This window comes from Caulobacter sp. AVps18 (assembly GCF_058681425.1).
This window is the reverse complement of sequence record NZ_CM178737.1, coordinates 3,892,783-3,905,017: the sequence shown is the minus strand read 5'-3', so window position 1 is coordinate 3,905,017 and position 12,235 is coordinate 3,892,783. Positions and strand designations below refer to the sequence as shown.

At 67.2% G+C, this 12,235-nt stretch carries 12 protein-coding genes; 4 read left to right on the top strand and 8 right to left on the bottom strand.

What is annotated here, in order from left to right:
• Positions 1 to 22 precede the first annotated feature (22 nt).
• Positions 23 to 1,711 carry an alkaline phosphatase PhoY gene (phoY, locus tag ACW179_RS17640; RefSeq protein ID WP_492060759.1) on the top strand — a complete coding sequence of 563 codons (1,689 nt, stop codon included), beginning with the start codon at positions 23 to 25 and terminating at the stop codon, positions 1,709 to 1,711.
• Here phoY and ACW179_RS17635 read toward each other — a convergent pair.
• The 3 genes from ACW179_RS17635 to ACW179_RS17625 form a co-directional block, all read right to left on the bottom strand.
• Entirely contained in the window at positions 1,694 to 2,716 is a 1,023-nt protein-coding gene (locus ACW179_RS17635; protein ID WP_492060758.1) for a patatin-like phospholipase family protein, read from the bottom strand. The genes phoY and ACW179_RS17635 overlap by 18 nt on opposite strands.
• A gap of 253 nt (positions 2,717 to 2,969) precedes the next feature.
• Positions 2,970 to 3,137, bottom strand: a complete 168-nt coding sequence (gene rpmG / locus ACW179_RS17630) for a 50S ribosomal protein L33 (RefSeq protein WP_007673017.1) — start codon at positions 3,135 to 3,137, stop codon at positions 2,970 to 2,972.
• 132 nt (positions 3,138 to 3,269) lie between these two features.
• Positions 3,270 to 3,998 carry an NUDIX hydrolase gene (locus ACW179_RS17625; protein ID WP_492060757.1) on the bottom strand — a complete coding sequence of 243 codons (729 nt, stop codon included), beginning with the start codon at positions 3,996 to 3,998 and terminating at the stop codon, positions 3,270 to 3,272.
• Positions 3,999 to 4,109: 111 nt separating this feature from the next.
• On the opposite strand from ACW179_RS17625, the gene ACW179_RS17620 reads away from it, so the two are divergent.
• Positions 4,110 to 5,408 carry an amidohydrolase gene (locus ACW179_RS17620; protein WP_492060756.1) on the top strand — a complete coding sequence of 433 codons (1,299 nt, stop codon included), beginning with the start codon at positions 4,110 to 4,112 and terminating at the stop codon, positions 5,406 to 5,408.
• A gap of 107 nt (positions 5,409 to 5,515) precedes the next feature.
• Here ACW179_RS17620 and ACW179_RS17615 read toward each other — a convergent pair whose 3' ends face one another.
• Complete coding sequence (locus tag ACW179_RS17615) at positions 5,516 to 6,658, bottom strand: pyridoxal phosphate-dependent aminotransferase (RefSeq protein ID WP_492060755.1); 1,143 nt, start codon at positions 6,656 to 6,658, stop codon at positions 5,516 to 5,518.
• A 113-nt stretch (positions 6,659 to 6,771) separates the two neighbouring features.
• Here ACW179_RS17615 and ACW179_RS17610 point away from each other — a divergent pair, with 113 nt between their 5' ends.
• Complete coding sequence (locus tag ACW179_RS17610) at positions 6,772 to 7,824, top strand: SGNH/GDSL hydrolase family protein (protein WP_492060754.1); 1,053 nt, start codon at positions 6,772 to 6,774, stop codon at positions 7,822 to 7,824.
• Between the two features lie 117 nt (positions 7,825 to 7,941).
• Here ACW179_RS17610 and rnr read toward each other — a convergent pair whose 3' ends face one another.
• Positions 7,942 to 10,254, bottom strand: a complete 2,313-nt coding sequence (gene rnr / locus ACW179_RS17605; protein WP_492060753.1) for a ribonuclease R — start codon at positions 10,252 to 10,254, stop codon at positions 7,942 to 7,944.
• Between the two features lie 60 nt (positions 10,255 to 10,314).
• On the bottom strand, positions 10,315 to 10,767 hold the full coding sequence (locus tag ACW179_RS17600; protein ID WP_492060752.1) for a MaoC family dehydratase: 453 nt from the start codon (positions 10,765 to 10,767) through the stop codon (positions 10,315 to 10,317).
• Between the two features lie 127 nt (positions 10,768 to 10,894).
• Here ACW179_RS17600 and ACW179_RS17595 point away from each other — a divergent pair, with 127 nt between their 5' ends.
• Positions 10,895 to 11,320 carry a hypothetical protein gene (locus tag ACW179_RS17595; RefSeq protein WP_492060751.1) on the top strand — a complete coding sequence of 142 codons (426 nt, stop codon included), beginning with the start codon at positions 10,895 to 10,897 and terminating at the stop codon, positions 11,318 to 11,320.
• Positions 11,321 to 11,625: 305 nt separating this feature from the next.
• On the opposite strand, the gene ACW179_RS17590 is transcribed toward ACW179_RS17595, so the two are convergent.
• Both ACW179_RS17590 and ACW179_RS17585 read right to left on the bottom strand, forming a co-directional pair.
• The gene (locus ACW179_RS17590; RefSeq protein ID WP_492060750.1) at positions 11,626 to 11,826 is read right to left on the bottom strand and encodes a hypothetical protein; all 201 of its coding nucleotides are present in this window, start codon (positions 11,824 to 11,826) and stop codon (positions 11,626 to 11,628) included.
• Between the two features lie 39 nt (positions 11,827 to 11,865).
• Positions 11,866 to 12,231, bottom strand: a complete 366-nt coding sequence (locus tag ACW179_RS17585; protein ID WP_492060749.1) for a hypothetical protein — start codon at positions 12,229 to 12,231, stop codon at positions 11,866 to 11,868.
• Between the last annotated feature and the right edge of the window lie 4 nt (positions 12,232 to 12,235).

Sequence of the window (12,235 nt, the reverse complement as noted above, 5' to 3'; positions counted from 1 at the left end):
CGGGTTCAGGCAATTTGCCGCAATGAAGCGTATTCTAACTTCCCTGACCGCTGCGACCGGCCTGTCGCTGACCCTGACTACAGCCGCGCTGGCCCAGCCCATCGGCAAGCCGATCGCCCGGCCAGACCCGAAACTGGTGGTCGTGATCTCGATCGACCAGTTCAGCGCCAACCTGTTCGCCCAGCATCGCGCGGAGTTCACCGGTGGCCTGGGCACGCTGGCCAGCCAGGGCGTGGTCTATCCCAACGGCTACCAGTCGCACGCCATGACCGAGACCTGCCCGGGGCATTCCACCCTGCTGACGGGCAAGCATCCCAACAAGACGGGCATAAGCGCCAACGACTGGTACGACGCCGGCCTGGGCAAGCAGGTCTATTGTCTCAGTGACGATAGCGTCACCCTGGCCCATGATCCCAAGGGCCGTCCGGTCAGCCCCAGGAACCTAGTGGCCACCACCTATGGCGACTGGTTGAAGGCCGTGTCGCCCGCCAGCCGGGTGTTTGGCGTTTCGGGCAAGGATCGCGGCGCGATCACCATGTCGGGCCACCACGCTGACGGCGCCTTCTGGTTCCAGCCGGGCTTTGGCTTCACCACCTTCGTCTCGCCCGGCGACAGCGCCGAGGCGCGGCTCAAGCCCGTGGCGGCGTTCAACGCCCGGCTGGCAGCCGATCTGAAGAAGCACCCCTTCACCTGGACCTATGCCGAAAAGTCCGCCAAGCGCTGCAAGGCGCTCGAGGCCGACTACGAGACCGGCGGCCGCAAATGGCGCGCGGCCCTGCCGATCCCCGCCGCAACCAGCGAGGCCGACAAGCTGCGTGATCTGTCCGCCAGCCCTTTCACCGACAAGGCCACCCTGGATCTGGCCGCCGAGCTGCGCGACAGCTATGGCCTGGGCGATGGTCCGCAGGTTGACGTGCTGACCGTCAGCCTGTCGGCCACCGACTATATCGGTCACCGCTACGGCACACGCGGCCCCGAGATGTGCGACCAGATCGCCCGTCTCGACGCCGGGCTGGGCCAGTTTCTGGACCGGATCGGCAAGGCCAAGGGCGGGGTGCTGGTGGTGCTGGCCGCCGACCATGGCGGCGCTGACATGCCCGAGCGCCTGCACGACGAGGGCTATGATGCCGGACGTATCAACACCCGCGCCTGGCTGGCCAATCTGAACGCGACGCTGCGCAAGGACCTGGATCTGGACTTCGATCCCCTGATCGCCGATGGCGGCATCAACACAATCGACATCGTGGGGCCCGACAAGAAGGCCCTGCCGCTGATTGAATATCTGCGGATCAAGGCTGCTGCCCTGGCCCTGGTCTCGCGCCAGCCCGAGGTGGTCGAGGCCTTTGATGTCGCCGGCCTGCTGGTGGCCCAGCCTCCGCCGGCCGACACCTCGCCCGAGGAATACTCGGTGAAGGAACGCATGCGCCTCAGCGCCTATCCCGGCCGCTCGGGCGATATCGCCGTCGCCTTCAAGCCCGACCTCGTGCCCGCCAGCGCCGGGCCGACCTATGTCTCCACCCACGGCAGCCCGTGGGACTATGACCGCCGGGTGCCGATCATCTTCTGGTGGAAGGAGGGGACGCCGCGCGAGCGCATCCTGCCGCTCGACACCGTGGACATCGCGCCGACTATCGCGGCGGTCACGGGCGTCAAGCCGCCGACCGACATCGACGGCCGCTGCCGGCCGTTGGGGTCAGGCCACGACTGCTGACCGGGCCATCAGGCCGGCCATCGCCAGCGCCTCGCGGGTCAGCCGCTCGCCCTCTGCGGCGCGCGCCTCGATGCCCCTGGCGGAAAAGTCCGAGCCCTCCATCGCCGAGGTCGTGGCGACGCGATTGACGTTCATCGTCGTCGGCATGGGCCTGTACTTGAGCAGCGCTCCAAACTGCGGATAGGCGCGGATCGGCGAGTTTTCGTCCAGATCCGCGTCCAGTTGCTTCATGAAGGCGGCCACTGTGGTGAACCGCTCCATGAGGTGGATGTCGCTGTCGGTCTTGTTGGAGAACAGGACGTTGGTGAACACCTGCGACACCTCGGCCAGGCTGCGGGGCAGGGGGTTCTGGTTGGGAAACAGGTTGACCACCATCACGGCTGGATCGTCGCCGTCGAGATTGGCGATCACCTCGCCCAGCGGCGTGTTGTCGAACACCCCGCCGTCCCAATAGTGGGTTCCGCCGATGGCGGTGGGCGGAAAACTCGGCGGCAAGCTGCCGCTGGCCAGAACGTGGTCCAGGGTGAGGGGCTGGGCGTCGCTGTCGAAGCGGGCCAGCTTGCCTTCGCGGACGTCCAGTGCGGTGAACAGCAACTGTGGCCGCAAGCCCTGCCGAGCCAGGGCGTCGGTGTCGACCAGGTCTTCCAGCGTCTTTCGCAAAGGCCCTACGTCATACAGGCTGGTGCTGAACGGACTCCACGGCAGGTCGAGGCTATAGAAGCCCGGAACGCCCCAGACCGATGCGCCACCGCCCAGAACGTTCGCCAGCCAGCCCTTGACCTGTACCTCGCTCCAGAACCGCTCCAGGGTCTCAAGCCCGGTTCCCGTACGCGGACGACCCATCAGCACCGCATTGATCGCGCCGATCGAGACGCCGGAGATCACATCGGGCCTGAAGCGGCAGGCGGGCGCACCCAGCGCGCGGGCCACGCCCAGTTCGAACGAGCCCAGTGCGCCGCCGCCTTGCAGCACCAGCCCATGCGTACGCTTTGCGTTCTGGGTCATCTCGGCCTCCCGCTGGGGCGAGCACCAGCGCGAGGGGTTCGCGAGGGATCAACCCAGGCGCACATTACAGCGAACGACGTTCCCTGAGGAGCCGATAGGCGCCCGGCAAGTCTTTTACCGCCCGGTGGCCGTGCGGGCGCCTCAAGCAGACGCAGGGGATGCCAGGATGCGGGCGTCGTCAGCAGCCCGCAAAGCAAGAACGCCCGGCCATCGCTGGCCGGGCGTTCTGATCGGTCGTCTCGGAAAGGCAGATCTACTTGATCTTGCCTTCCTTGAATTCGACGTGCTTGCGGATGACCGGGTCGTACTTCTTCAGCACCATCTTCTCGGTCTTGGTGCGGGCGTTCTTCTTGGTGACGTAGAAGAAGCCGGTATCCGCCGTCGAATTCAGGCGGATCTTGATTGAAGCCGGTTTGGCCATAGTCGAATCCCTGCGGTGTCGCGCAGGTTCCCGCGCGTTGGAAATAAGAGGCGCGGAACATACTCATGAACGGCGCAAAGTCAATTGCGGTCAGGGCCGCGATTTTACTCCGTTCCCACAAGGGCTTCGGGGTCAGACATAGGTCAGATTCCGCGCCCCGTTGAGGAATCGCATGAACGGCGCCGGGCGCGTCGGGTCTTTCAGCCTCTGGCCGATCTCGCTGACCACGAAGCGGGTGATATTGGGCAGGTCCAGCGCCATGGCCTCCTTGAAATCGACCCAGGCGATCTCGTCCAGTTCGCCGCAGTCAGGCTGGCGATCCAGGCTCAGCAGGGCCTCGGCGGGGGCCATGAAGAACCGGGCGTCGAAGCGGCGGGTGCGGTAGGGCGGGGTGATCGCCCGGGCGACAAAGGCCAGGGGGGCCAGGTCGGGCAGGGCACCCTGAGCCAGGAACGGCCGCCAGGCCCCTGCGCCGGGGCGTGGAGGGGCCGGGCGGGCCAGCAGCAGGCCTGTCTCCTCGAAAGTCTCGCGCACCGCCGCCAGGGCCAGGGCGCGGGATAGGGACGGCGGATTGGGATGACGCGGCTGATGGGTCAGGCGCGCCGTGACCTCTGGAGCCAGCTCGGTCGCCGAGGGCGCGGTATAGTCGCCGCGATCCACCCGGCCGCCGGGGAACACCCACTTGTCGGGCATGAAGGCATGGCCGCGATTGCGCCGGCCCATCAGCAGCTGCGGTTTGCCGGTATCGGTGCGCACGATAATCAGGGTGGCGGCGTGGCGCGGCTTCAGAACGCCTGTGCCCGGCTCGCGCACGGCGGCGTCATTGATCGTGTCGAATTTGGCGTCGATGGGCTCGTCCATGGCCCAAGCTTAGTCCGATCGCGCCATTCGCAAAGCCGCCCCTTAAGTCAGCTTGACCGCCTTGCTGCAAGCACTCCACTCTCCGCCCGCATTTCTGGAAGGAAGAAGACGATGCTTGGACGGGTTTCGATGCTGGCGATCACGGCGGGTCTGGCTTTCGGCGCCCCGGCCCTGGCCGCGCCGTCCCAAGCCCAGATTGAGGCCGCTGCCAAGGCGGTGCAGCCCAAGGTCATCGCCTGGCGCCGCGATTTCCACGAGCATCCCGAACTGGGCAACCAGGAGGTCCGCACCGCCGCCATCGTTGCCAAGGAACTGAAGGCCCTGGGCTTCGAAGTGCGCGAAGGCGTGGGCAAGACCGGCGTCGTTGGCATCCTCAAGGGCGGCAAGCCCGGCAAGGTGGTGGCCCTGCGCGCCGACATGGATGCCCTGCCGGTCGAGGAGAAGACCGGGCTGCCCTTCGCCTCCAAGGCCACGGCGACGTGGGAGGGCAAGACCGTTCCCGTGATGCACGCCTGCGGCCATGACACCCATGTGGCCATGCTACTGGGAACCGCCACGGTGCTTGCTGGCATGAAGGCCGACATCAAGGGCACGGTCGTCCTGATCTTCCAGCCGGCCGAGGAAGGCCCGCAGGCCGGCGAGGAAGGCGGTGCCAAGCTGATGATCCGCGACGGCGCGCTGGACCAGCCCAAAGTCGACGCCATTTTCGGCCTGCATATCGGCCCGCTGGACGGGCATTTGCTCAACTATCGGCCGATGGGCTTCTATGCCAGCTCCGACCGTCTGACGATCACCGTCAAGGGCAAGCAGACCCACGGCGCACGCCCCTGGGCGGGCATCGACATGGCCAGTGTGTCTGCCGACATCGTCCAGGCCATGAACCAGATCGCCGCCCGTCAGGTGGATGTCGGGGCCTCGCCCTCGGTGCTCACCATTGCAACGATTCACATGGGCATGCGCCAGAACATCATCCCCGAGGATCTGGTGATGGGCGGCACCATGCGGACGTTCTCGACCGAGCGCCGCGCCGACCTGATCGACAAGGTCCAGAAGAGCGTCGCCGCCATCGGCGACCGCTACGGGGCCAAGGCCGAGGCGGTGTTTACCCAGCCCTATCCGGTGACCTACAACAATCCCGAACTGTCCAAGTGGGTGAAGGCCAGCCTGCTCAAGGCTTCGCCCGGCAAGGTCGATGACAACGGCGCCCTGGTGACCGGGGCCGAGGACTTCTCGATGTATGCGGAAAAGGTGCCCGGGGTGTTCGTGCAACTGGGCGGCCGCAAGGCCAGCGTCCCCGCCGCCGGAGCCCCGGCCAATCACTCGCCCTATTTCGACGTCGACGAAGCCGTGTTCGAGACCGGCGTGAAGGCCGAGGTGTTCATGGCCCTGGATTATCTGGAGAAGAAGTAGGGGGAGCCGGCCACAGATCCTCCCCCTGAAGGGGGAGGTGGTCGCGAAGCGACCGGAGGGGGGATGAAACCACCCTCTCCGTCGTCCTTCGGCCGACACCTCTCCCTTCAGGGAGAGGATTTCGCCCGCCCCGCAAACCACGGAACCAGCCGCTTCACCGCCTCCTCGATCTCCGCCGTCGAGGCGGCGAAGGAGAAGCGCATGAAGCGGTGGCCGTCGACGGGGTCGAAGTCGATGCCCGGGGCGGTGGCCACGCCGGTGTCGCGCAGCAGTTGCTGGCAGAAGCTCATCGAGTCGTCGGTCAGGTGGCCGATATCGGCCCAGATATAGAAGGCTCCGTCGGGCGGCGCGATGCGGGCCAGGCCGAGGGCGGGCAGGGCGTCCAGCAGCAGCTGGCGGTTGGTGCGATAGACCTCGACATGGCCTTCCAGTTCGTCGCGGCAATCCATCGCCACCAGCCCCGCATGCTGGCTCAGCGACGGCGCGGTCAGGAACAGGTTGCCCATATAGGCGCGAGCGCGATGCACGTGGTCGGCGGGTGACAGCAGCCAGCCCAGCCGCCAGCCGACCATGCTGAAGTATTTGGAGAAGCTGTTGACGATCAGGGCGTCGGGCGCGAACTCCAGCATCGAGCGGGCCGGGCCGACATAGGACAGGCCGTGATAGATCTCGTCGCTGATGATCCGGATGCCCCGCTCCCGGCAGACGGCGGCGATGGCGGCCAGTTCGTCAGCTTCGATGATCGTGCCCGTCGGATTGGCGGGACTGGCCACGATGACCCCGGCCGGAGCCGGCTCCAGAGCCGCCAGATGCGCGGCCGTCAGCTGGTAGCGATCCTCCGGCCCGCAGGCGATCTCGACGGGCACGAGGTTCAGGGCCTTCAGGGTATTGCGATAGGCGACGTAGCCCGGGCGGGCCAGGGCCACGTGGTCGCCGGCGTTGAAGCTGGAGGCCAGGGCCATGACCAGGGCCGGCGAGGCGCCGCAGGTCAGGATCAGCTGTTCGGGCTCGATGGTGATCCCGTACTGGTCGGCATAGTGGCGGGCGATCCGGTCCTTAAGGGCAGGGCTCTCCCAATAGCCCATCGGATCGCTGTCGAGGACCTCGTGGGCCCGGGCAATGGCGGCAGCCGGCGCGCCCGTAGAGGGCTGGCCAAACTCCATATGGATCACCGAGCGCCCCTCGGCCTTTAGCTGATGGGCCAGGCGGCTGATGGCGATGGCGTGGAACGGGTCGAGGTCTGGGCGCATGCGATCTCTGTTAGCGATATTCGGGGCCGCACCCAAGCAGGGCCGCCCGGCTGGCGCGGCAGGCCCTGGCATGACAAAAACACGTTTCGGAATTCTGCCGGGGGAGTCGGTCTGTGCGTGTACGTTTGGCTTTAGTCGCGTCTGTCGCTGCCCTGATGCTGGGCGCGACCCCGGGCCTCGCCGGCGAGCCCCTGCCGCTGCATGTCGGCGGCCGGGTCGTCACCGAGTCTGGCGGCGCGCTGCGCTTCGGCTGGCCCGGCGTCTATGTCGAGGGTCGCTTCTCGGGCCCGGCCGTCGAGGTTGCGGTCGAGACCGGCCAGGAGCATCTGGCGGTCTCGATTGACGGCCAGCGCCGCGCCGAGCTGACCAAGGCGGGCCTGGCCCGGCTCAGCTTCGAAGGGCTGTCAGACGGCCCGCACGTCATCCGCATCGACAAGCTCACCGAGAGCCAGTCCGGTTCGGCGAAGGTCGTGGGCCTTTTTGCCGGCAAGGGCAGCCGTCTCATGCCCGAGGTGCAGCGTGAGCGGCGCATCGAATTTATCGGCGACTCCCACACTGTTGGTTACGGCGTGCGTGGGACCTCGCGTGACTGCAGCCAGCAGCAGGTGCATGACCTGACCGATACCAGTCTGGCCTTTGGCCCGGTGCTGGCCAGGCGCCTTGAGGCCGACTATCGCATCGTCGCCTTCTCGGGCCGGGGCGTGGTGCGCAACTATTCAGGCATGGCAGCGGGCGAGCCGCTTCCGGCGCTCTATGACCGCATGATCCCGGGTGATGCGGAACCGCGTCTCGCAGGCGATGACAGCTGGAAGCCGCAGCTGATCGTCGTCGGCCTGGGCACCAACGATTTCTCGACCCCGGTCAATCCGGGCGAGGCCTGGGCCAGTGAGGCGGCGCTACACGAGGCCTATCGCGACGGCTATGTAACCTTCGTCAATCGGCTGGCGCAGCGACAGCCGCAGGCGCGGTTCCTGCTGATCGCAGGCGACCTGTTCGCCGATGATGTCGCGCAGGTGGCCAAACGCGTCAATGCCGCTGTGCCGGGTCTGGCCACGCCGGTGCGGATCACCGGCATGGTCCAGACGGCCTGCCATGCTCACCCGTCGGTGGCGGATCAGCTGCTGATGGCCGACGCGTTGGAAGCGGCGATCAAGACGCTGAACTAGGTCGTCCCCTCTTGGGGGAGGTGGCGCGAAGCGCCGGAGGGGGCAGCGCGGCCCATGCCGAGGAGGCCCCCTCAGTCCCTCTGGGACAGCTCCCCCAGAGGGGGAGCAGCGTCTCTTCTATCGCCGCTTGCCGCGCCGGACGCCCTTGGGCAGGCCGCCGCGCGGCTTTACCGCCGCCTGACGCCGCGCGCCAAGCCGGGGCAGGGGCGCTCTGGGATCGGCCGGCAGGGGCTCAGTCAGCATCTCGAACAGCAGGCCGCCGGTGACGGGTGTGGCTTCCACCAGCTTGACCTCGACCTGCAGGCCCAGCGGCCAGCGCTTGCCGGTGCGCTCGCCGACCAGGGCGTGCATGCGCTCGTCGTGAACGAAGAACTCGGCCCCCAGCGACGAGATCGGGATCAGGCCGTCGGCACCCGTGTCGTCCAGCTTGATGAACAGGCCAAAGCGGGTGACGCCGGTGATGCGGCCATTGAACGTCGCCCCCACCCGGTCTGACAGGAAGGCGGCGATGTAGCGGTCGGTGGCGTCGCGCTCGGCCGCCATGGCCCGGCGCTCGGCATAGGTGATGGTCTCGGCCGTGTCCTTGATCTGGCTGATGTCCTGGTCGGTCAGGCCGTCGCTGCCCAGCCCCAGCGCCCGGATCAGGGCCCGGTGAACGATCAGGTCGGCATAGCGGCGGATCGGGCTGGTGAAGTGGGCGTACTTGGCCAGGTTCAGGCCGAAATGGCCCAGATTGTCGGCGCTGTAATGGGCCTGCATCTGGGTGCGCAGCACCACCTCGTTGATGATGGCGGCGTGCGGCCCCTCGCGGGTCTCGTCCAGCAGCTTGTTGAAGCGCGAGGTCTGCGGGGCCTCGCCCTTGTTCCACTTGATCTCCAGCGTCGCCAGGAACTCGGCCAGGTTCTGCACCTTCTCCTGGCTGGGCGTGTCGTGGACGCGATAGATCAGCGGCGTGCGCTTGGCTTCCAGGCTCTCGGCAGCTGAGACATTGGCCTGGATCATCATCTCCTCGATCAGCTTGTGAGCCTCGAGGCTGGCGCGACGATTGATCGAGGCGATCTCGCCGTCCTTGGTGATGACGATCTTGCGCTCGTCGCTCTCGATGGCCAGGGGCGAGCGGATCTCGCGGCCCTTGCCCATCAGGCGGAAGGCGGCCCACAGGGGCTTCAGGATCGGATCCAGCAGCGGCGGGGCCTTGTCGCCGTCCTGGCCGTCGGGCGGGATGACGCCGTCAATGGCGGCCTGGGCCTGCTCGTAGGAGAGCTTGGCGGCGCTGCGCATCAGGCCACGCACGAACCGGTGACTCTTCTTGCGGCCGGCGCTGTCGAACACCATCCGCACGGCCAGAGTCGCGCGGTTCTCGCCTTCGCGCAGACTGCACAGGCCGTTGGACAGCACCTCTGGCAGCATCGGCTCGACCCGGTCCGGGAAATAGACGCTGTTGCCCTTCTCGCGGGCCTCGCGGTCCAGGGCCGAGCCCGGCCGCACATAGGCGGCGACGTCAGCGATGGCCACCCAGACAATCCAGCCGTCCGGATTGCCGGCGTCGGGATCAGGATGGGCATAGACGGCGTCGTCGTGGTCGCGGGCGTCCACCGGGTCGATGGTCACGAACGGCAGGTCGCGCAGGTCATCGCGGCCTTCCAGCGTCGGCGGCTTGGCGGCGGCCGCCTCGGCTTCGGCCTCTTCGGAGAAGCCTACCGGGATGCCGTGGCTGTGGATGGCGATCAAGGATGCGGCGCGCGGATGGTCCTCGCGACCCACCACTTCCAGCACCTTGCCCATCTTGGGGCCGTAGCGGCCGGAGGCCGAACCGACCTGGGCCAGAACGAGATCGCCGTCCTTCAGGTCCTTGGCTTCCTGCTCATTGAGGATCAGGCTTTCCTTGGACTTGCGGTCCACAGGCTCCACCCGCGTCTCGCGGCGATGCTTGCGGATCACGCCCAGGATTTTGTGGGCGCTCTGGCCCAGCTTTTTGATCAGCCGGGCTTCCATCTCGCCGTTTTCGAGGCGCTCGAAGCGCACCAGCAGGCGGTCGCCCATGCCCGGCGCGCCGCCGGCGTCGGCATTGCGCGACGGCGACAGCCGTACCAGCGGGGTATCTTCAGACTTGGTCAGGCGCACGAACATGTCGCCGTCCGTGTCGCGCTCGACCACATCGGCCACGCCCACCGGCGGCAGGGAGCCGGCCTCGGCAAAGCCCTTGCGACCGCGCTTGCCCAGGGCACCCGAGGCTTCCAGCTCTCGCAGCATCTCGCGCAGGGCCCGGCGATCAGCGCCCTTGAGGCCGAAATGGCGAGCGATGTCGGCCTTGCCGGATTCGCCGGCGCTGCGCAGGAAAGCCAGCAGGGTTTCGCGATCCGGCAGGCCGGCGGGCGGCTTGGGAGCAGCAGGGAACTTGGACGACTTGGGCGTGCGCGGTTTGGCCATGTCCTGCCATAACCCGGAGACGGGTCTAATGGCCAAGGGAAAGGCGGCGTGGTGGCTGTTTCAGCCCCTGGCAGGGCGCCGGCGACGCGGAACCCGGACCGTGGCCTCGCCGTCCATGACCATCTCGTCACCGATCAGGGCCTCGCAGCGCAGCACCACCCGGGCGCTGGTTTCGTCGATGGAGGCCACGGTGACGCGAGCGATCACGACGTCGCCGATCCGCACCGGGCGGTGAAAGGCCAGGGTCTGGCTCAGATAGATGGCCCCGGCGCCGGGCAGGATGGTGCCGACCACGGCCGAGCCGAACGAGGCCGACAACAGGCCGTGCGCGATCCGGCCGCGATAGGCTGTGCGCGAGGCGAACGCCTCGTCCATGTGAACGGGGTTGAAGTCGTCCGAAGCCTCGGCGAACTGGCCGATGCGCTCTTCGGTGACGGTGACGTGCTTTTCAGCGACCATCCCGACGACCAGTTCGTCGAGGATATAGCCGCCCGAGGCGTGAGGTTGGATCATGCTGCGCGGTTAGCCGTGATGGGCCGCCATGGCTAGTGAAAAGGCAGGGCCGGGGCGGTGGTCCGTGATCCGTGCCCTGATTGACCGACTCGGTTGCCCGCCCGGCGTTCTGCGCTAACCTCGCCCCATGCAAACGCTTTCGCCAGCCTACCTTTCCGCCATAGCGTCCCAGCTTGCGGCCCTGAGTGCCTTTCTGGGCGGGTTTGCAGCGACGTTCCTGGGCACGATGCTGGCGATGGGGGTGCGCGGCAAAACCGCGTCTGTCGCCATCGGATTCGCCGTTTGCTCCTCTGTGGCCTTCATCGTTGCTGTGGTGGCCTCGACCACTCTGGTGGCGGCGACGCACCCGCAGGCCCCGGCCTCGGTGCAGGCCGCCGCTTCAGGAGGGGCGCGAGCATTTATGACCCTCAGCTTTATCCTGGGGCTCTACGCCCTGCTGTCTAGCCTGGCCCTAGTAGGATGGTCCCGGTCCAGAGGCACGGGCCTGACGACCAGCATCGCCGGCGGTCTGGGCATCGTGCTGGTGAGCATGCTGGTGGTCGGCGCCGGCTGACGGGATGGGGGTGCGGCTTTTGGCGCGTCGGAACATGGCTGCCGCGCTTATGACAAGCAGCACGCCCGCCGCGAGCATGATGATCCAGTGAATATTGATAAAGAGAAGGTTCCAGCTATAAGGAATGCCACCAAAAGGTGCCATAACGACAGCGAACGTTACAAACACCGTCGCGAATATTGCGATCAATAGAAGCCCGGCGATCAGGGCCGACCAGCGCATTATAAGAGCCATTTTGAACCCCTATCGGATCGAACGTCCGAGAACCACCCCAAGCAGACCTTGGAAAGGTCCGCTCGCTGCACTTAGCGCGCCCCGCCGCTCCAGCATGCCGTCCGCACCAGATCATAGCGGGCGAAGGCCTGTTCCTTCACGCCGCCGTCCCCACGCCTGCGCCCTTCCAGGGCGCGCAGCGCAGCGGGAACCTTGGCCGGCTCAGGATCCTGGGGCAGGGCCGGGGCGGCGGCCAGCGGCAGCAGAGCCGACAGGCAGAGGTGAGCCTTCATCTAAACCTAAGAGGCGCGGCGCGAGGGCGCCCAGCGTCGCTAGTATAAATCCTCGATCCGCGTCGGCGGGGCCGGGGGCGGGGTGTCGGGCTTCTTTTCGGGGGGTGCGGTGGTGTCGACCGGCGGGGCTTCGACGACCGGGGGTGCCTCGGCTTCCTCGGTCAGGACCTCTTCCACGACCTTGGGCTTGGGCTTTTCAGGCGGGGTCGGCACGTAGAGGGGCGCGGCCGTGGCGTCCTTGATCGCCACGCCCGAGACCTCGGCCAGGGGCGCGGTGGAGGCGCTGGCGTTGGAGCCGCCGCCCTTCATGGCGTTGGTCAGGCCCAGGGCGAAGCCGCCGACGCTGATCAGGATCAGTCCAGCGACCACGACAGGCAGGGGCAGGGGCCGTTCAAGCGACGTCATGGGC